Here is an 18,316-nt window from a genome sequence, read left to right as displayed (position 1 = left end):
CCCCCTCCCGCGCGCGGGAGGGGGAGCGCAGGGAGAAGACGTCGCCCTTTGCGTCGCGCTCGCCTTCCCCGATCGCGTCGCCAAACGCCGCGACGGCTCTGGCGAGACCTGGGCCTCGGTCGGCGGGCGCGGGTTCAAGCTCGACCCCGCCTCGCCGCTCGCCCGCGCCGACTGGCTCGCCGTCGCCGAGACGCAGGGCATGGCCGCCGGCGCGCGCATCCTCTCGGCCGCGCCGATCGATGCCGCCACGGTTGAATCGCTGTTTGCCGATCGCATCGAGACGCGCCGCACCGTCAGCTTTGATCCCGCCACCGGCCGTATCGAAGCGCTGCGCGAACGCCGCCTGGGTGCCGTGCGCCTGTCCGGCGGCAGCGACTCGGGTGCCACGCCCGCCGAAATCGAATCGGCACTGCTCGAAGGCGTGCGGACCCATGGCCTCCACCTGCTCCCCTGGTCCGATACCGCGCAGGCGCTCCGCACCCGCGGCGCCTATGCCGGCATCGCGGCGCTGACCGACGAGGCCCTGCTCGTCGCCCTCGACGAGTGGCTGCCGCCCGCGCTGGAAGGCAAGCGCCGGCTCGACGCGGTGAGCCCCGAATCGCTCACCCAGGCGCTGCAGAATCTGCTCGGCTGGGATGGGCAGAAGACGCTCGACCGGCTCGCCCCTGCGCGCTTCGAGACCCCCGCCGGTTCCTCCCACGCTATCGACTATGCCGCCGAAGCCGGCCCCACGGTGGAAGTGCGCGTCCAGGCGCTGTTCGGCCTCGCCGAGCATCCGATGATCGGCGGCAACGTGCCGCTGGTGCTCAGCCTCCCTTCGCCCGCCGGCCGGCCGATCCAGACCACCCGCGACCTGCCGGGCTTCTGGAAGGGTAGCTGGGCGGCGGTCGCCAAGGAAATGCGCGGCCGCTACCCCCGCCACCCCTGGCCCGAGGACCCGGCGGCGGCCTCCGCAACGCTACGGACGAAAAACGCTGATGCAAGGGCGCGCGCGGCGCGCTAAAGGGTGGCCCCATGAAGTCCGCTCGCATCTATCAGCGCGTCAAGAACGCGATGCAGTCCGGCCGCGCCCGGACCGACAACTGGGTTCTCGAGTTCGAGCCGCACACGCCGCAGCGGCCCGATCCGCTGACCGGCTGGGCCGGCGGCGGCGAGACCGCCAATCAGGTGCGCATCGGCTTTCCGACGCTGGAAGCGGCAAAGGAATATGCCGAGCGTGAAGGCTATGCCTATCACGTCGTGCCGGCGCCGCAGCGCAAGCTCAAGCTGCAGGCCTACGCCGACAATTTTCGCTGATCGCGGACGCTTCGCCTGCATAGCAGGTGAAGTGGCGGGCTCAGCGCATCTACACCAGTCGTCATCCCCGCGCAGGCGGGGATCCATTTGCCAGGACGCTGGGGGCGAGCCGTGACAGGCCCACCAATGGATCCCCGCCCGCGCGGGTACGGCGGAGGTTTTGGCCGGCGTGCGCCTTCAGACGCGACTCAGCCGTTCCCCAGCAGCGCGCCGCTGAGCAGCAGCAGCATCTTCACGTCGACGCCCATGCCTTGCGCGCGGCAGTCGGCGATGAACGCCGGCAGGTCGGCCAGCGGCACATGGTGGACGTTGATGTCCTCGCCGTCGACGCCGCCGCCTTCGCCGACCCGGGTCAGCCCATGCACGCGCACCAGCGTGAAACTTTCGCTGACCATGCCGGGCGAGGCGAAATACTCGCCCAGTTCCTCGACACGCTCGCAGGCATAGCCGGCTTCTTCCTCCAGCTCGCGGCGCGCGGCGGCCTCGATCGTGTCACCTTGCTCGGTATCTCCCACCAGTCCGGCGGGCAGCTCAATCGAGCGGCGGCCCATCGGCACGCGATACTGGTCGACCAGGATCACCCGGTCCTGATCGTCGATCGCGACGATCACCACCGCGCGGATGCCGCGGGCACGGGCGACATATTCCCATTTGCCCTGGCGGCGCACGGTGATCCACTTGCCCGTCCAGGGGGTCTCGATCGGTTCGTCGGTCATGGAAAAAGGCCTTAGAGTTCGATCAGGCGATCGGGAAGCTCGTTCACGTCATCGGCGGCACGCGGGAAATGCTCGGCAAGTACGATGCCGATCTGCGCCACCGCCGCGGCCATGCCTTCGGCGACCCGGCCTTCCTTCACATGGCCGAGCAGGGCGGCCATCGCCGCCCCCCACACTTCGGGTGTGACGCGCGAATGGATCGCCGAGTCCGCCAGGATCTCGGCACGATGCTCGGCGAGGCTGAGGTAGAGCAGCACGCCGGTGGAGCCGGTGGTGCGCTTCTCGGCGGCGGTGCGGAACAGCGCCAGCGCGCGGGCATGGACCCGCCGGGTCTTGGTCGATCCGGGCGCGAGCGCGATGCGCAGCGCGTCCTTGGCGAGCACCACCCGCACCAGCAGGAAGGTGAGCGCGCTCACCACCAACGCGGCGGTGAGGTACCAATGCGCCGGCACGGTCTGCGCCCAGGGATCGATCATCCGGCTGTGCAGCCACTCGATCGGGGCGGGCTGCCAGGCGAGCAGCGCCAGCACCAGCAGCATCGTCAGCACCGCCCATTGCAGCGCGACATCGGCATAGTCGTCCGAACGCCCGGCAACCACCGTGACGATCTCGCCGCTGGTGCCGCCTTCTGCCCGCGCTACGGCCGCCGCGACCGTGGCGCGGTCCTGATCAGTCAATCGCATCCTCACCAGCTCCCCGAAGCCCCGCCGCCGCCGAACGATCCGCCGCCGCCGGAGAAGCCGCCACCGCCGCCACCGCCGCCGCCGCCCCAGCCGCCGCCGCGATCGTCGTCATCATGCTGGCTTGCCGCCCGGCCGATTTCACTCGCGATCGTCCAGAGGATGATCGGCAGTGCGCCGCTGTCGCCGCCGCCGCGGTAGCGCTTTGCGCCCCAGGGGCCCGGCCGGCGCTTGCCGCCGAAGCGGGCGAACATGGGAATCAGGATGACGATCAGCAGAATGAACCAGAACAGCAGCCCGATCGGCAGCCCGCTGCTGCCGCCCTTTCGGCGCGGGGCCTTGGCGGCGGCATCCTGCGCCGCCTTGGCCTTCTGCTCGGCCGCCTCCAGCGGCTGCTTCATCTGCTCGGCAATTGCCTGCGCGCCGGCCATGATGCCACCGGCCATGTCGCCGGCCTTGAAGCGGGGTACGATCGCCTGGTTGATGATCTGGCTCGACAGCGCGTCGGTCATGATCGGCTCGAGGCCATAGCCGACCTCGATCCGCACCTTGCGCTCGTTCGGCGCAACGATCAGCAGGATGCCGTTATTCGCGTCCTTCTGGCCGATCTGCCAGGCACGGCCGAGCTGATAGCCGTAATCGGCGATGTCATAGCCCTGCAGGTCCGGGATCGTCGCGACGACCAGCTGCCGGCTCGACGCCTGCTCCACCTCGGCCGAAAGCTGGGTAAGCTGCGCGACTTGCTCGGGCGAGAGCAGATGTGCGTCGTCCACCACCCGGCCGGTCAGCTTGGGGAAGCTAGGATCGGCCAGCGCGCTCGTCGCCCCGGCGAGCAGGGCGACGAGCAGCAGCACGTAGCGCAGTACGCGCATCATCGACGCTCCGGGAAAAGGACGGGTCAGTTGCTATTCCCGAAGTTCACCGTCGGGGCTACATCCGCACCCGCCTTGGCCTGGAATGGCGTCATCGGCTTGGCGCCGTAGAACACCTTCGCACCCACTGCGTCGGGGAAGGTGCGGATGCGCGTGTTATAATCCTGCACGGCCTGGTTATAGTCGCGGATCGAGATGGTGATCCGGTTCTCGGTGCCTTCCAGCTGGCTCATCAGCGTGGTGAAGTTGCCCTGGCTCTTGAGGTCCGGATAGGCTTCCACCGTCGCCAGCAGCCGCGAGAGCGAGCCGCCCAATTGCTGCTGCGCCTGTTGGAACTGCTGGACCTTGGCCGGATCGGTCAGGTCCGTGGCGTTGACCTGCACTGAAGTGGCCTTGGCGCGGGCATTCATCACGTCGGCCAGGATCTTGCCTTCGGACGCGGCGGCGCCTTTCACCGTCGCGACCAGGTTCGGGACCAGGTCGGCGCGGCGCTGATACTGCGCCTGCACGTCCGCCCATTTGGCCTTGGCATTCTCCTCGGCGGTGGGGACGCTGTTGAGCCCGCAGGCCGAGAGCGAAAGCGCTGCCACCGGCACCAGTGCGGTATGAAACTTCATGGGCAAGGTTCCTCCAAATCCCATCGATCGAAGTGTCTTATATGGTAGCGACACCGGTCAGCGGAAGGGAAATCGAACGCCCGGGGTTGGCGATTGACAGCGGATTCCGCCATCATGCTGCGGCACGGAACGGGAGAAACGAGGAATGTTGAAGGAATTCAGAACGTTCATCGCGCGCGGCAATGTGCTCGATCTCGCCGTCGGCGTCATCATCGGCGCGGCGTTCGGCACGATCACCAAGTCGCTGACCGACGACATCATCATGCCGGTGGTCGGCGCGATCTTCGGCGGCGTCGATTTTTCCGGCTACTTCATCCGGCTGGGCGCGCTCCCGGAGGGCTATACCGGCTCCACCACCAGCTATGCGGCGCTGAAGGCCGCCGGCGTGCCGCTGTTCGGGTTCGGGCAGTTCATCACCGTGGTGATCAACTTCCTCATCCTCGCCTTCATCGTCTTCCTGCTGGTGCGCTCGGTCAACAGGTTGCTCGCGACCGCAGAGCGTGACAAGGCCGCAGGGGAGGGGCCGCCTGCTGCCGATCCGGCCGATGTGGTGCTGCTGCGCGAGATTCTCGACGAACTGAAGAAGCGCAACGGCGCCGCTTAGGCGGCCGCCAGATCCTCGGCCACGGCATCGGCCAGGCTGGTGCCGTCCAGGATCCGCGCGGTTTCATCGCGCACACGGGCCATCGCCTGGCGGATCGCGCAGGCCGCTTCATCCTTGCAGTCGTTGCAGGGGCGATAGGCGGTACGGCTGACGCAGGGGACGAGCGCCAACGGCCCCTCAATCACGCGGATGATCTCGCCCAGTGAAATAAGGTGCGAGGGGCGGGCGAGCCGATAGCCGCCCATCTTGCCGCGCGTGGAGAGCAGAAACCCTGCTTCCCGCAGATCGGCAAGAATCAGTTCCAGGAACTTGCGCGGCACATTGGCTTCGCTTGCGATGCGGTTCATCGGCACGGGTGCGCCGGTGATCGGCTGTTCGGCAAGGAAGAGCATTGCGCGGAGCGCATAGCGGGAACGCTGCGTCAACATGATGCACTCTCCATGCCAACCGAATTGGGCCGTGTGAAGGCGATAATCCTTGTTACCTGACCTTTTCATTAAGCGCGGATCGCTTATATGGGTCGTTGCCGGGTTCGCCCGGCTATGGCGATAAACAATGGCGTATAATAGATGCAGCGGACCCGGGGGCAGTACCCGGCGGCTCCACCATAACCGGTGGTGTATCTGGACACCGTTTCTGACGGGGCCGAACCAGGATCGACGTGTATTGAAAAGCGCTGTCTTCGCTCGGAATGGGACCACCGCAACGGCCCATTACACAAGTGCCAACGATAACGAAGCACTCGCTATTGCGGCGTAACCTCACGGCTTAACGGCCTAAGGTTATTCTAAAATGCGCGGTCGGGCCACACCGGGCAACAGAAGTGGATTCCAGCGGCCGCCAGGGGGGCCGGGCAACAGAACCCCCTGGACCGTTTCGATCAGCGCGCCGTGAGGTCGATCAGAGCGTCGCCAGCCAGGGCTCTACGGCAGCGAAATGCGCTTCCCAGCTGGGCATCGTGTAGTTCCGTACCCGCGCTAGCTGCGCCTGTCGGATCTCGCCTTCCTGCAGATGATGGGCGATCGCCGCCAGCCAGGCGGTGCCGTCGAGCGGGTCGCAATAGATCGGCAGATCGCCGGCAAGTTCGCGAAATACCGGCAGGTCGCTCGCCACCACCGGCGTGCCGACGCCCAGCGCCTCCACTATGGGCAGGCCATAGCCTTCGGTGAAGCTCGGCATCAGCAGCGCACGCGCGCCGCGCAGATAGCCGGCAAGCGCCGCATCGCCGCAATCCTCGATCACCTGCACATGGCCGGCAAGCAATGGCAGCCGGTCGAGCATCGCCAGCGCCGTCTGCGCCTCCCAGCCGCGCTGGCCGATGATGACCAGCTTCGGGCAGGCGGCGGCATTGTGCGTGATCAGCCGGCGCCACAGCTGCAGCAGCAACACATGGTTCTTGCGGCCCTCGATCGTGCCGAGCGTGACGAAATAGGGGCGATCGAGTGCGATCGGCGGTGCGTCGGCCGGCAGCGGATGTCCGCCCAGCAGCGCCGGCAGCATGGGCGGACAGGGCTTTCCCTGTGCCTCGGCAAAAGCGGCGAAAAGGTCGAGCGTCGCCTGGGAGTTGCCGATGATGCCGGTCGCGCTCGTCAGGGCATTGGCCATACGACGATTATGACGAATATCTTCCCCCACCCGACAAAACTCAGGATGCGTCAGCGGGATGAGATCATGGATGAGATAGACCGGCCGAACCTGGGCGCGTTGTGCCCAGGTGACGAGGCCGCTGGCGTCCAGCCCGGTGTGGCCGACATTCAGGTAGAGCCGATCGCCACCCCATTGGCCGCCCCGCTGCGCTACCACCGCACGCATTGCCAGGCGCGGTGCTCGAGTGCGGAACTGCGGTCCGCCTTCCCGAATCAGGCGAAATATCGCATCCGACAGTGCAGGCGTGAGGATCTGGCGTAGATTCCCGCGCTGGACAACTGCCTGCGCACGCGCGGCGAATTGCTCGACATAGGCGAGGCAAACGCGATCGACGCCGGTAGGGAGCCGGCCCGTCCAGGTCCGCCAGATGAGACGGCTGACATCGATGAGGAGATCGCGCGGCATCGTTGCTGGAACTTTGTCCGCCTTAGGTTGATCGGAGAGAGCAGTTGATAATAAAGGTCACGGTCGCTGGGCGGATTGCGCCCGCTCGCAAGACAAATCAAGCCGTTGCTGCGGGGCGATGCACTAGCTAGGACGATTTGTGAGACAAGCCGCCCCGTCGGCGGCGTAGTGTGGGGCCGGTGATGGCAAGACGAATTCTGATGCCGTTGTTCCTCCTGTCCCTGGCAGCGAACGTGATGGCCGTGTTGCTGAACCCGAGTTGGTGGGTAATCCCCGCGCTGCTGGCCGGCTGGTATGTCGCCGATCTCGCATCGGGCTTGGTCCATATGTACATGGATTACCGGCCCTGCCCGGCGGGCAAGGGCCTAGACGCCTTGTACTTCTATGCAGGGTCGCGTGAATCAGATGCGTACAAAGCGCTCTGGCGGGAGCGCATGGGCAAGGTCGGTCCGCTGGATCGGCTGGTCTATGACTTTAAGAACCATCACCCGCGACCGGATGCTCTAGGCCGGCGCGACCTTTGGCGCCTGATCGGTAGCACCGTGATTCTTGCGGCCCTGCCGTTCTCGTTACTGCTGAACGCGGCGGCGTACAGCGGTGTTGCGCCTGGCTGGGCGGCAGCGGCGGGCGTTGCGCTGATTGTCGGAGGGGCGTTTGCGCAATATTTCCATGGAGCTCTTCACCGCGAGCGCAATCCGTGGATTGTCAATGCGCTGCGGCGGTGCAGGCTGCTGATGACACCGGCGGCGCACCAGTTGCATCATGATACGCTGCAGCGGGACTTTGCCACGAATTGTGGGTGGTCCAACCCGCTGGTGAACCGGCTGTTCCTTGCCTTGCGGCGGCGTGGAATGCTGGATGATGCCGGGCTGGAGCCCGGGGCCTGATCTGCGCTGGAGGCGTCAGGCGATAATCGAGATCTTCTCGAAATCCGGAATCGCGTGCTGCGGGTCTCCCATCAGCCGTTGAAAGCTGTTGTCGATCAGCGTTTCGGTGGCAGACTCGCTCGCCAATCCGCCGCGGACCAGGCAATGCTGGTGCAGTACGCGGCGGAAAGCATCGAACAACTCCATGTCCGGCGCGGCCGGCGCTTCCCAGAACTCGTCGAGATGTCCTTGATGCGTGATGCCGGGCACGTCGTAGATCGCTTCGCCCAGCACAATCACCGGCTTGCCAGCGGTGAGCGCCAGCGTGCCCGAGGTGCTGTTCACGCACACCATTCCCTTGGCCCGTCGAGCAAGTACCGCGAGTTCGCCACCATCGATATGGTGTACGCGATCTTCGATGCCCAGCGCGCGGGCGCGGCTCTGTAGGAATCGGCGCCAGTTGTGGAAACCGCAGTCAAGCGGGTGTTCCTTCACCAGCAAATGCGTATGGGCCGGCGCGCGATGCGCAAAACTGTCGAGCACATAATCGGCCGCCGTGTACATCGTGCCAAAGGGCGAATGCTCGCGGATCTGATAGTCGCCGGTGAGCTGGAGCGGGAAGAGGTAGAAAGATTTGTCCGCCAGCTTGGAGAGCGTTTGCCCCGCTTGCACCGATCGCAGGCGAGCGAGCGCGAATTTTCGCATCCAGCCAAAGCCTTCCAAGACGATCACGCCTCTACGGTGCGACCTGTAGAAGGGGAAGCGCAGGCGCCCGGTGACGACCCGATGATAGTACCAATAGGAATCCCGCGCCCGCCGGCTGAAGCTGGCGGTGATCGAGGGCAGATCGGGTACCGCTGGCAGCGTGCGTGCGGCTTCCCGCAGGGCTGCCGGATCGCGGTTGAGCGTCGAATGACCGTTCACGCCGTCCGGCTCGAGCGTCATCCAATCGGGTCGGATATAACCTTCCTCGAACACGTGGATGGCCACGCCGCGAAGCTTTGCCAGCTGATGTGCGGCAAGATGCAGGGGCCGGCAATCGCCATATAGTACGAGATCGGTGATCGCGTGCTCGCGAAGGAAACGATTGAAGAAAATCGGCCAGCTACTGGCGCGACCCCGATAATCCGTAGCCTCGCCGGGCCAGTCATAAGTGTCGCCGCCGTTCAGATTGATTCGGTACACCGATGATCCATGCGATGCGATCTTCTGGCCCAGTTGCCAGAAGAACGGCCCAGGCGGACCTTGCAGGAACAGAAAGGACCGCCTTGTGCGATGGATGTGTTTCATAAACCCGATCCGATACGGACAAGCCACCGTCTAACCTTGCCTTGCGCCGTGCGCAATCGTTCTAACTGCGTCGGCTCGCCGGTCTCATCGGCGATCATCCTGGCGACAAGTATTTCAACATCGCATGGCAGCCGCGTTACGGGATCAAGATAACGCGGATAGACGATCAGCGCCGCCGCCACCAATTCGAGCAAAGTCCGCCGTCTGTTGCGGCGAGAAGGCACCGGCCCGAGATCCGTCGTCAGGCCCCAGCCGGCATAGAAGGGCACGCCGTGGGTCACGACCTTTTTCTGGCGCAAGAGGGCCTCGAACCCCGCGAGCGACGTCAGTACGTGCACCGCATCGGCGATTTCCAGAAGGCTCGAAATTGGCGCCTGCCGTTCAATGCGATCGGCATAGTGCGCGGCGAGGCCGTCGTCGATCGCACCTTTGCGGTGGCCGGCCTCAACATCCGGGTGGGGTTTGTAGATCAGGTACGCATCGGGCTCGGCGGCGCGGGCGGCTTGCAGCAGGTCCAGGTTGGTCTTGCCGCCGCCACCCGTCATGACCGACCGATCATCCTCGACCTGCCCGGTGACGAGGACATGCCGCCTGGCGCCTCCTGGCGGCCTCAGGCGCTGGCCGCCGCGACCATATTTGCTCAGCCCAGCGTTGACAATGCGTTCGATCAAGGCGGATGCCCGGTCCAGCAACGGTGCTTCGAACACCGCCGTCTCAAGCAGCGTTTCAAGGTCGCTGGGCATCGCGGGATCGAAATGAATGCCTTGGAAGTCAATGGCGATCGACAGCGGCGGCACGCAGTTCGCCCCTAGGCCGGCCGAACGCAGAAAACCGTCTTCGAGTTCGGCGACCGGTGCCGCCCGGCGCTCGATCCGGCGCTGCACCGACGCGGGTACCCGCGCGCGCCACAGCACGGTGGCGCCCCGGGCACTGGCAGATAGGCGATAGGACGGCCCCACGCCGCCATCCCATAGCAGCGCTTCGACCGTTTCCCGCTTCCATCCGGCCACGCCGAGGACCTGACCGATACTACGATTGCTGTCGATCAACCGCCGCCAGTCCGACAGCAGCGAAAGGACTGCCCCGATCCCGCACGACGCGCCGGTGAACGGATCGCGATAGGTGCGGTTGGCGAGCAGTTCGGCATGAAGGGCGCGATGAAGTCCCTCGGGAGTATCAATGCCGGCAAAGCGGCCAGTTCCGAACAACCGGACGTCGCAGCCGACGAGCGCCGCGACCAATGCCAGTTCATCGTTCGCGTCCACCAGGATGCTGGCGGCTCGTTCGGCCAGCCACCAGGGATCGATGGGTCGGCGTTGTGCAAGCGCTGCAATGCCATGGCCGACCCGGCCCAACGCCAGCGCACGCGCGCGCTGCTCGGCGGGCAGCGCCTGCACCATCGCGTTGCCCTGCGCTGCGGATGCGGGCGCGAGCAGGATATCGCAACCTGCGGGAAGTTCGGGCTGCGCCCCCCAGAAGGCGCCTCCGACACGATCGCTGCGAAGCCGCGCCGCGACGTATGCGACATCGTCGGATGCGGATCGGTCCGCCACGTCCACGATCCGCACCGGACGCGACCGGGGGAAGGGAGGGATGCGCAGGAACGGCATGGGTTCCTGCCGCGAGGTTATCATGTCAGGCGACTCCGCGCGCCATCAGGATTGCTTCGATCGGCGCCAGATCGGTGGGATTATTGAATTCGATCGGATCCCAGGCCGGTGCATCCATAACGACGACATCGACCGGGATGCCGTGATGCAGGAATCGCAGCTGCTCGAGCCCCTCCGCGAGTTCCGCCGGAGAGGGCGGCAGGCTACCATAGCGCTGCAGCGCCTCCGGTCGATAGGCATAGAGACCGAGATGCAGCAGCACCGGGATCGATCCGTCGTACGGCGGCTCTGGCAGGAACGGCAGTACCCGCTTCGAGAAATACAACGCCCGTCCCTGCGCATCGACAACGACGGTCGTTCCGCCGCTACGGCCCGCTGCCTGATCGATCACCAGATGCGCGTACACGGTTGCGGAACAGCGCACGGCAACGGTGGCGACTTTGCAATCGGGATGGGTTTCCATCCAGTTGGCCAGGGCGGCGACGAACTCTGGCGGTGTCAGCAGCGCGTCGCCTTGAAAATTGATGGCGAAATCAGGCGCTATCCCCAGCGCCTCGACCGCTGCGGCGACCCGCTCGGTGCCGTTCGCGCAGGTGTCCGGCGTCATGACGGCCTGCTCGCCGAGCGCCGTCACCGCGTCTGCAATGCGGGCGTCATCGGTTGCCACGTACAACGGCAGCGCCAGCTGCGCGGATCGCGCAGCCGCAATGCTGCGCGCGATCAGCGACTGCGAGGCGCCCATAGCGCCACGGATCGGCGCAAGCGGCTTCCCCGGATAGCGCGACGACGCGTAGCGGGCCGGAATGACGAGGATGCCGCGCCCCATTGAACCGGCTTCAAGCGTTCAGGCGAAGATCGTGGATATGCAGAAGCCCCCAAGGGCGGCGCGACGTCTCGGTCTCCATCACGAACAGCACAGTGATCTTGTTCTCCTGCATGCGCTCGATGGCATCGTCGATCGAAGCGCCTTTGGCAATGGTGACCGGATCGCGTGACATGATCTCGCCAGCGACCGCGATCAGCATTCGGTCGAACGCGCGCCGCAAGTCGCCATCGGTTATCACGCCCACCAGATCGCCGTCCGCATCAACCACGCCGGCAATGCCCTTGCCGCACGACGTCATCTCCAGCACGACATCGCGCGCGCTGGTTTCCGGTCGGACTAGCGGGAGCGCCTCGTTGCGGCCGATAAATGCTTCGATTGTTTGCAGGCCCCAGCCGATTCGTCCTCCGGGATGCCAGCGGGCCAGTTCTGTCCGCGAGACGCCACGTTTGCGCATCGCAGAGACGGCAAGTGCGTCGCCGAGCGCGAGCATCATCGTCGTCGATGTAGTGGGAGCAACGCCTTCCGGGCAGGCTTCACTGCAGCCGGGCAGCAACAGGGTGATGTTCGCCCGCCGCGCCAGCATCGATTCCGCGCCCGCCGTGATCCCTATCACCGGCACGTTCAGGCGCTCCGCGTGGGAAAGCACCGCCGTGATCTCCGGCGTCTGGCCCGAATTGGACAGGACCAGCAGCAGATCGCCCTCGCGCAGCACGCCAAGGTCGCCATGCGAGGCTTCTCCCGGGTGGAGAAAATAGGCGGCGCTGCCGGTGGCGGAAAGCGTTGCCGCGATCTTGCGGGCGATGTGCCCCGACTTGCCCATGCCGACCAGAACGACTCGGCCCGGTGCGCGCACTAGCAGGTCGACCGCCTTGGCGAACTGTAGATCGAGTTCGTCGGCGAGCAGGACCAGCGCTTCCGCTTCTTGGCGGATAACCGCCGCGCCCGCCTCGATGATCGATTCTACGCTCAATACACGCATTCCGTTCTCCGCACTTCCCCACTCGTGCGTGACGAACGCCGCAAGGGCGTCCCGATCAACTACACTGAAATCCAATAAATTCCGGCCCGCTTCTTGCAGGCATCACGGCCGAGCGCAAGACTTGCCGACGAGATCAATCGTCGAATACCCTCTTACTGCCGCTTGTTTGCCACGGTTGCCCCATCCACTTCTGGAGTCGGTCGCGGGCTGACCACATCGCTTCTATCCGGCGTTCGGCGATGCCGGGCATACTCAGCAGATCGCCGCCCGCCCAAGGCAGGAACGGATTGCGCCGTCCGAACGACCAGAGTTCGAGACGGCGGCTTGGCCGGCTGGCCGCCACCCGGGCATGGAATCCGCAGGTATCCGCCACCACAAGGGTATTGGCCTTAACCGGGAAGGATTGGGGCGGCGGCAGCTTGAGGCCTGCCAGTTCCTCCGCGCCGATCCGAAGCGATCCGCGTGCGGACAGGAAGTCGTCGCTTCGGCCCACCTCCAGGCTACGGCGGTGCTCCCATTCCAGTCGCTCGGCTGTCAGGCGATGGGAGCCGGACACATAGGAAAAGGGCCCGTCGGCTTCCTCGACATCGTTGAGGAAGAACCAGGCTTTTACCGTCGGATGAAAGGTGTCGGCGTGCAGCCGCGTCTGCGGATCGGGATCACCGGGATCGCATTCGGTAACGATGGTCTGCACATAATGAAGCGGTTCGCTGCGAAAACTGCCGACATAGCGGCACAGCCCGGCGAATCGATGATCCCGGATTAGTGCGCGTACTTCGGGTACGCTGCGGAGAAAGGAAGGCCCGATCGCTACTCGGCGGGTGATCGTGTCGCCTTGGCGCATCTCGCGTGTCTCGAAGCGCTGCTGCAGGATGCGTTCCCGCAACTGCTCGAACAGCGCAGCGGGAAGAAAATCGGGAACCAGGACGAAGCCGTCCCGATCAAATGCCGCCCTTTGCTCCGCATCGACGCCCGCCGCCAGGCGCCGGCGGCGCAGCCAAGCGAGGTGGTGGGCGATGCGAACGCGGGCGGCGTGCAGCCCCATGGCATTCAGGCGATGCGAGCCGATCAGCGGGTTGTCGCGAAAGGATTTTGCGCCCGTTGCAAGTTGAGCGAGCCAGAATGGCGCCGCCAAAAGGGAGTGCATATACGGTCTCGCTCGAACACAGCATGGCCGGTCGCGCAAACACGCAGCCCCAGCAGGCGACTGCGCTTCTGTGATTATGTGCGTATCGTCAAGTCTTTGGAAAGGCATGGGCCGTATGGGCCTGTGCCTTCGCCGTGCCGCTATTCGGCCCGTTCGGTCTGTGCGATCCACCCGCCGCCGAGCACGCGATCCTCGGCATACAGCACCGCCGCCTGACCAGGAGCAACGCCATATTCAGGCGTGTCAAAAACCACGCGCTTCCCGTCGAAACGGGCTGGTATCGGCTTGGCAAGGCTGCGGACCTTGGCGCGCATCGGGCCGCGGTACGCGCCTCCCAGCCAGTTCACGCCTTCCAGTCGCGCTGCCGCAACCGCCAGGGCCCGCCGCGGCCCTACGACCACCTGCTGGGTCGCCGCATCTAGCCGTAGCACATAATAAGGTTCGGCGGCTCCACCGATCTCCAGCCCGCGGCGCTGGCCCACGGTGAAATGAATCAGTCCCCGATGCTCGCCCAGCTTGCGGCCTGTCTCGTCGACGATGTCGCCGCCGTCCTCCGCCTCCGGCCGCAGCTTCTTTACCAGCGACGCGTAATCGCCGTCGGGCACGAAGCAGATGTCCTGGCTGTCGGGCTTGCCCGCCACGGCCAGGCCCAGATCGGCGGCCAGGGTGCGAACGGCCGGCTTGGGCAGGCCGCCAAGCGGGAATCGCAGGTAGTCTAGCTGTGCTGCCGTCGTCGCAAAAAGGAAATAGCTCTGGTCTCGCGCCGGATCGGCCGCGCGGTGCAGTTCTGAACCCTCGGTGCCGACCACGCGGCGGACATAATGGCCGGTCGCCAGGCAGTCTGCGCCCAGATCGCGGGCGAGCGCGAAAAGATCTGTGAACTTCGGTCCCATATTGCATTTGACGCAGGGGATTGGGGTGCGGCCGGCGAGATATTCGTCCGCGAAATCGTCAATCACGTTGGTGCGGAAGCTGCTGGCGTGATCGAACACGTAATGGGCAATGCCCAGCTTGTCGCATACGGCACGGGCGTCGCGGATGTCGCGGCCGGCGCAGCAACTGCCGGCACGCCCCACCGCTTCGCCATGATCATAGAGCTGCAGCGTGATGCCGATCGTCTCCGCGCCGCTGCGCGCGGCGAGCGCGGCCACGACCGAAGAATCGACGCCGCCCGACATGGCAACGACGATTCTGCGCGCCGATAGCGGCTCGGGCAGCTGGAAATCACCTAGGTTCATGCGCGGCCAAATAGGGTTTTCCCGATGCGGACGCTACCCGGTGCGGGTGGAAAGCCTTCGGGAACCCAGGTTAAGCTACCGTTCCCACGGCTTTTACCCGCCCTTCAGCACTGTTGGCGTACACGCCCATTGTAGACAGAGCGAACTGGAATGCGTTGGTGGATTTGAGTTTTGCCCGTTTGGCTAGCGATCCTGCGGCCGCCGCGATGCCCATCGGGCTCGCGGTGCTGCTGGTCGGCATTGCCACGCGGCAGGCGGCAAGCCCCACCGCGCGCATCCAGACGCGCCTTTCTATGCCGATGCCGCGCGCGGCGCTGCTCGCCCCTGCCCATGGTGCCTTCCACCATGCAGCGGCGGCGGCGCTCAGCCGGTGGCGGGAAGAGTGAAGTGCGTGTTTACCTTGCCATTTTAGCCGATGTTCAAGGCGGATGCGTAACAGTCTCTGCCGTGTTTGCGTAACGAGGGCCTCGCCCCGAAGAGGTTGGTAGATGATTGAGAACCAGAAGATCCGTCCCGCCAAGGTTATCGGTCCGCTCGGCGAACCGCTGACGCTGGAGACGCTGCCGCCGCCGGAGACTACCCGCTGGGTGGTGCGCCGCAAGGCGGAAGTCGTCGCCGCGGTGAACGGGGGATTGCTGACCGTCGACGAGGTGTGCGAGCGTTACGGCCTTACGGTGGAGGAATTCGCCGGATGGCAGCGGGCGATCGATCGATCCGGCATGCCCGGTCTGCGCGTCACGCGGATCCAGCACTATCGATCACTGTACGAGCGGCAGCAGAAATTCTGAAGATCCTGGCGCGCGCTCGGCAGGGGGAGCGCCGCCACATCGTTGCCCGTCGTATGGCAACTTCATGCCACTTCGTTTCGGCCGCCTTGCCATGTTGGCTGCCTGCATTCCGGTTCCGCCGATCCGCGAAAATATGCTTCCGGAACAAACTGTGGCATTGATTGATTTCCTCCATGTCGCCCGGGACGCCGGGCAAGTAAAGGAGGGACGAATGGTAGGTTTTCTCATTTGGCTCGTCATCGGCGGCGTCGTCGGTTGGCTTGCCAGCATCATCATGCGGACCGATGCCCAGCAGGGTATCTTCCTGAACATCGTCGTCGGCATCGTGGGCGCCTTCATCGGCGGCCTGCTTTTCGGCGGGAACATCAACAGCGGTGTCATCACCCCGATGACGTTCCTGGTGTCGCTGCTGGGTGCTGTCATCCTGCTCGCGATCGTCAACCTGGTTCGTCGTGGCGCAGTGCGCTAAGCACGAACGCGACTATCAAAAAGGGCCGCCCCCATGGGGGCGGCCCTTTTTTTCTTGGTTGGCGCATTCTGCCGCAGTTAGCTCACTTCAGCAGGAAGCGCACCGAAACACTGGCGGTGATTTTCTGTTCACCCGGCACGATGGCGGTATCGGCCTGCGGCGCGAATTCTTTGGCGCGCATCAGCATCGGCATGGGGGCAGGCGGAGCGGTGGTGCCGGCCTCCGAAATCACCAGGATGCGCTCCACCTTCAGACCCGCCGCCTGGGCATAGAGCGTTGCCCGCGCACGAGCGCGGCTGATCGCGTCTCGGCGCGCCTCGTCGAGCGCGCCGTCCGCGTCGGATAGCGTCAGTTCAGGGCCGCTGATGTTGTTCGCACCCTGAGCGACCAGGGTATCGAGGATCGGACCGCTTTTCGCCACGTCGCGGAACCGCACCGTCACCTGGTTGGATGCCTGATAGCCGGTGATCACTGGCGGCTTGTTTTCCTGATAGCGATACTGCGGCGCCAGGCTGACGGCGGTGGTCTGCAAGTCGCGTTCGGCGACGCCGGCCTTGCGCAGCGCCGCGAGCACGCCCCCCATGCGGCTGGCATTCAGCCGAAGCGCCTCTGCCGCGCTGGGTGCATCGGTTACGACGCCGGCCCGGATCAACGCGAGATCGGGTACGCGGGTGGTGGTGCCGTCGGCGACGACATCGAGCACGGTGCCATCGGCCGGAATCGCCTGTGCCAAGGGAATCGCCTGGGCGTAGGCGGCCGGCGCCGCAGCGCATGCGAGCAGTGCGGCGGCCAGCGGCAGGGTGCGGATCATGAAGGTCTCCTCGGTTTGATCGTTGATCTGCCCCGGCTTGTCGACGGTTGCAGACGAATGCAGCCTGAACGGATTGTTCGGGCCCACGGGCCCGTCGTTACTTGCAAGCAATCGCATATACATGGCATTTTCTGGTGGCGACTTGCGCGTGACCGTGGAACCGGGCATTTCTTGCCGCGGCAAGACACCGGCTTGTCGGCGGTGATATATTCCGATAATACAGTGCGACCGGGGGCGATCGCTCGTCCTGAGCGGGGTAGGCGCATGAATTACGAGGCAGGCATGTTGGGACGGCAGGAGCAGCTCGGTTTCGAGGGGGAACCGGCGCGGCGGGGGCGGCGCTGGCTGTGGATCGGGCTGGGTGCTTTTGCGCTGGTCGTGATCGCCGCCTTCCTGATGATGAGCCGTTCCGGCAGCGAGCAGGTGCCAGCCGCCAAGGGCGGCAAGGCGCAGGGCCAGCTGCAGACGGTGACCGTCGCCGCGCCGGGCCGCCAGACGATCTCCACGATCGTCACCGGTACCGGATCGCTGGCCGCCAAGCGCGAAATGCCGGTGGGCGTTGCCGGCGAAGGCGGCATCGTCACGCGCGTGCTGGTGGATGCAGGCAGCTGGGTGCAGCGGGGACAGGTGCTCGCCACGGTCGATCGCTCGGTGCAGGTGCAGACCGCCGAGTCGCTCGCCGCGCAGATCCGCGTCGCCGAAGCCGAGGCGAAGCTCGCCCAGGCCAATCTCGAGCGTGCGCAGAAGCTGGTGAGCAACGGCTTCATTTCGCGCGCCGATATCGATCAGCGCACCGCCACCCGCGACCAGGCGCTTGCCCGCGTGCGAGTCGCCAAGGCGCAGCTCGCCGAGACCCAGGCCCGCAACCATCGGCTCGATATCCGCGCGCCGGAAGCGGGGCTGGTGCTCGCTCGCCAGATCGAGCCGGGCCAGATCGTCAGCTCCGCCTCGGGCGCGCTGTTCCGCATGGCGATGGGCGGCCAGTTCGAACTGCGCACCCAGCTTGCCGAAGCGGACATCCAGAAATTGCGCGTGGGCGCGCCCGCCGAAGTGACGCCGGTCGGCACGCAGTTGCGGTTCGAAGGCAAGGTCTGGCAGGTGTCGCCGGTGATCGATCCGTCGACGCGGCAGGGCATCGCTCGCGTCGAGCTGCCCTATAATCCTGCGCTCCGCCCCGGCGGCTTTGCCAGTGCGACCATCGTCGCCGGTTCGGTGACGGCGGTGGTGCTGCCGCAATCTGCGGTGCAGAGCGATGGGCAGGGCAATTTCGTCTACATCCTGAACGAAAAGAACGAAGCGGTGCGCCGTTCCGTCACCACGGGCGATGTTACGGATCAGGGCGTGCGGGTTACGAGCGGGTTGAACGGCAGCGAGCGCGTGGTGATGACCGCGGGCGCGTTCCTCAACCCGGGCCAGAAGGTCATTCCCCAACTCGAGAAAAAGTAAGGGACCGGC

The 18,316-nt window shown here is 65.5% G+C and carries 21 protein-coding genes and 1 other RNA gene; 9 read left to right on the top strand and 13 right to left on the bottom strand.

All coding sequences use genetic code 11. The features are described 5' to 3' along the window. Both B215_RS0109235 and B215_RS0109230 read left to right on the top strand, forming a co-directional pair. On the top strand, positions 1–1,003 hold a 1,003-nt coding region (locus B215_RS0109235), incomplete at its 5' end, for an ATP-dependent helicase C-terminal domain-containing protein (protein WP_019369366.1). Positions 1,004–1,014: 11 nt separating this feature from the next. Continuing rightward, complete coding sequence (locus B215_RS0109230) at positions 1,015–1,296, top strand: ETC complex I subunit (protein ID WP_019369365.1); 282 nt, start codon at positions 1,015–1,017, stop codon at positions 1,294–1,296. A gap of 188 nt (positions 1,297–1,484) precedes the next feature. Here B215_RS0109230 and B215_RS0109225 read toward each other — a convergent pair whose 3' ends face one another. From B215_RS0109225 to B215_RS0109210, 4 genes are read right to left on the bottom strand one after another with little or no spacing between them, the layout of a single operon-like run. Further along, entirely contained in the window at positions 1,485–2,012 is a 528-nt protein-coding gene (locus B215_RS0109225) for an NUDIX hydrolase (protein WP_019369364.1), read from the bottom strand. A gap of 11 nt (positions 2,013–2,023) precedes the next feature. Further along, positions 2,024–2,695, bottom strand: coding sequence for a TPM domain-containing protein (locus tag B215_RS0109220; protein ID WP_019369363.1), 672 nt, complete (start codon positions 2,693–2,695; stop codon positions 2,024–2,026). A gap of 2 nt (positions 2,696–2,697) precedes the next feature. Next, on the bottom strand, positions 2,698–3,567 hold the full coding sequence (locus B215_RS0109215) for a TPM domain-containing protein (RefSeq protein ID WP_019369362.1): 870 nt from the start codon (positions 3,565–3,567) through the stop codon (positions 2,698–2,700). 23 nt (positions 3,568–3,590) lie between these two features. Continuing rightward, entirely contained in the window at positions 3,591–4,181 is a 591-nt protein-coding gene (locus tag B215_RS0109210; RefSeq protein ID WP_019369361.1) for a LemA family protein, read from the bottom strand. A 145-nt stretch (positions 4,182–4,326) separates the two neighbouring features. Between B215_RS0109210 and mscL the strand changes: the two genes are divergently transcribed. Next, on the top strand, positions 4,327–4,785 hold the full coding sequence (gene mscL / locus B215_RS0109205; RefSeq protein WP_019369360.1) for a large conductance mechanosensitive channel protein MscL: 459 nt from the start codon (positions 4,327–4,329) through the stop codon (positions 4,783–4,785). On the opposite strand, the gene B215_RS0109200 is transcribed toward mscL, so the two are convergent. Next, positions 4,782–5,213, bottom strand: a complete 432-nt coding sequence (locus B215_RS0109200) for an RrF2 family transcriptional regulator (RefSeq protein WP_019369359.1) — start codon at positions 5,211–5,213, stop codon at positions 4,782–4,784. The two genes, mscL and B215_RS0109200, sit on opposite strands and share 4 nt — an antisense overlap. 58 nt (positions 5,214–5,271) lie before the next feature. Here B215_RS0109200 and ssrA point away from each other — a divergent pair. After that, positions 5,272–5,617: a transfer-messenger RNA gene (gene ssrA, locus B215_RS20860) on the top strand. A 68-nt stretch (positions 5,618–5,685) separates the two neighbouring features. Here the strand turns inward: ssrA and B215_RS0109195 are convergent. Further along, positions 5,686–6,837 carry a glycosyltransferase family 4 protein gene (locus B215_RS0109195; RefSeq protein ID WP_019369358.1) on the bottom strand — a complete coding sequence of 384 codons (1,152 nt, stop codon included), beginning with the start codon at positions 6,835–6,837 and terminating at the stop codon, positions 5,686–5,688. A 200-nt stretch (positions 6,838–7,037) separates the two neighbouring features. Here B215_RS0109195 and B215_RS0109190 point away from each other — a divergent pair, with 200 nt between their 5' ends. Next, a complete protein-coding gene (locus tag B215_RS0109190; protein WP_019369357.1) occupies positions 7,038–7,724 on the top strand; it encodes a fatty acid desaturase CarF family protein in 687 nt (228 codons plus the stop codon). Positions 7,725–7,739: 15 nt separating this feature from the next. Here the strand turns inward: B215_RS0109190 and B215_RS0109185 are convergent, their stop codons facing one another. The 6 genes from B215_RS0109185 to mnmA form a co-directional block, all read right to left on the bottom strand. Next, positions 7,740–8,993 (bottom strand): capsule biosynthesis protein, encoded by a 1,254-nt coding sequence (locus tag B215_RS0109185; protein WP_019369356.1) that lies wholly within the window; start codon positions 8,991–8,993, stop codon positions 7,740–7,742. Further along, a complete protein-coding gene (locus B215_RS19920) occupies positions 8,990–10,393 on the bottom strand; it encodes a capsular polysaccharide export protein, LipB/KpsS family (RefSeq protein WP_236704505.1) in 1,404 nt (467 codons plus the stop codon). Before B215_RS19920 ends, B215_RS0109185 begins: the two co-directional genes overlap by 4 nt. 235 nt (positions 10,394–10,628) lie before the next feature. Then, entirely contained in the window at positions 10,629–11,429 is an 801-nt protein-coding gene (locus B215_RS0109175; RefSeq protein WP_019369354.1) for a 3-deoxy-manno-octulosonate cytidylyltransferase, read from the bottom strand. A 10-nt stretch (positions 11,430–11,439) separates the two neighbouring features. Continuing rightward, the gene (locus B215_RS0109170; RefSeq protein ID WP_019369353.1) at positions 11,440–12,408 is read right to left on the bottom strand and encodes a KpsF/GutQ family sugar-phosphate isomerase; all 969 of its coding nucleotides are present in this window, start codon (positions 12,406–12,408) and stop codon (positions 11,440–11,442) included. A 133-nt stretch (positions 12,409–12,541) separates the two neighbouring features. Continuing rightward, entirely contained in the window at positions 12,542–13,555 is a 1,014-nt protein-coding gene (locus B215_RS0109165; protein WP_026009115.1) for a phytanoyl-CoA dioxygenase family protein, read from the bottom strand. Between the two features lie 140 nt (positions 13,556–13,695). Continuing rightward, the gene (mnmA, locus tag B215_RS0109160) at positions 13,696–14,793 is read right to left on the bottom strand and encodes a tRNA 2-thiouridine(34) synthase MnmA (protein WP_019369351.1); all 1,098 of its coding nucleotides are present in this window, start codon (positions 14,791–14,793) and stop codon (positions 13,696–13,698) included. Between the two features lie 206 nt (positions 14,794–14,999). On the opposite strand from mnmA, the gene B215_RS0109155 reads away from it, so the two are divergent. From B215_RS0109155 to B215_RS0109145, 3 genes are all read left to right on the top strand, one after another. Continuing rightward, on the top strand, positions 15,000–15,179 hold the full coding sequence (locus B215_RS0109155) for a hypothetical protein (RefSeq protein WP_082664482.1): 180 nt from the start codon (positions 15,000–15,002) through the stop codon (positions 15,177–15,179). Between the two features lie 102 nt (positions 15,180–15,281). Further along, positions 15,282–15,581: a CtrA inhibitor SciP gene (gene sciP, locus B215_RS0109150; RefSeq protein ID WP_019369349.1), complete on the top strand. Its 300-nt coding sequence runs from the start codon at positions 15,282–15,284 to the stop codon at positions 15,579–15,581. A 211-nt stretch (positions 15,582–15,792) separates the two neighbouring features. Next, the gene (locus B215_RS0109145) at positions 15,793–16,050 is read left to right on the top strand and encodes a GlsB/YeaQ/YmgE family stress response membrane protein (RefSeq protein WP_026009113.1); all 258 of its coding nucleotides are present in this window, start codon (positions 15,793–15,795) and stop codon (positions 16,048–16,050) included. A gap of 82 nt (positions 16,051–16,132) precedes the next feature. Here the strand turns inward: B215_RS0109145 and B215_RS0109140 are convergent, their stop codons facing one another. Continuing rightward, positions 16,133–16,861 carry an SIMPL domain-containing protein gene (locus B215_RS0109140; protein WP_026009112.1) on the bottom strand — a complete coding sequence of 243 codons (729 nt, stop codon included), beginning with the start codon at positions 16,859–16,861 and terminating at the stop codon, positions 16,133–16,135. A gap of 264 nt (positions 16,862–17,125) precedes the next feature. Between B215_RS0109140 and B215_RS0109135 the strand changes: the two genes are divergently transcribed. Next, positions 17,126–18,307, top strand: coding sequence for an efflux RND transporter periplasmic adaptor subunit (locus tag B215_RS0109135; protein ID WP_019369346.1), 1,182 nt, complete (start codon positions 17,126–17,128; stop codon positions 18,305–18,307). Positions 18,308–18,316: the final 9 nt, after the last annotated feature.

Origin of the sequence: Sphingomonas sp. ATCC 31555, from assembly GCF_000282895.1 — a bacterium.
Taxonomy (GTDB): Bacteria; Pseudomonadota; Alphaproteobacteria; order Sphingomonadales; family Sphingomonadaceae; genus Sphingomonas.
This window is presented reverse-complemented; position numbering and strand designations above follow the sequence as displayed.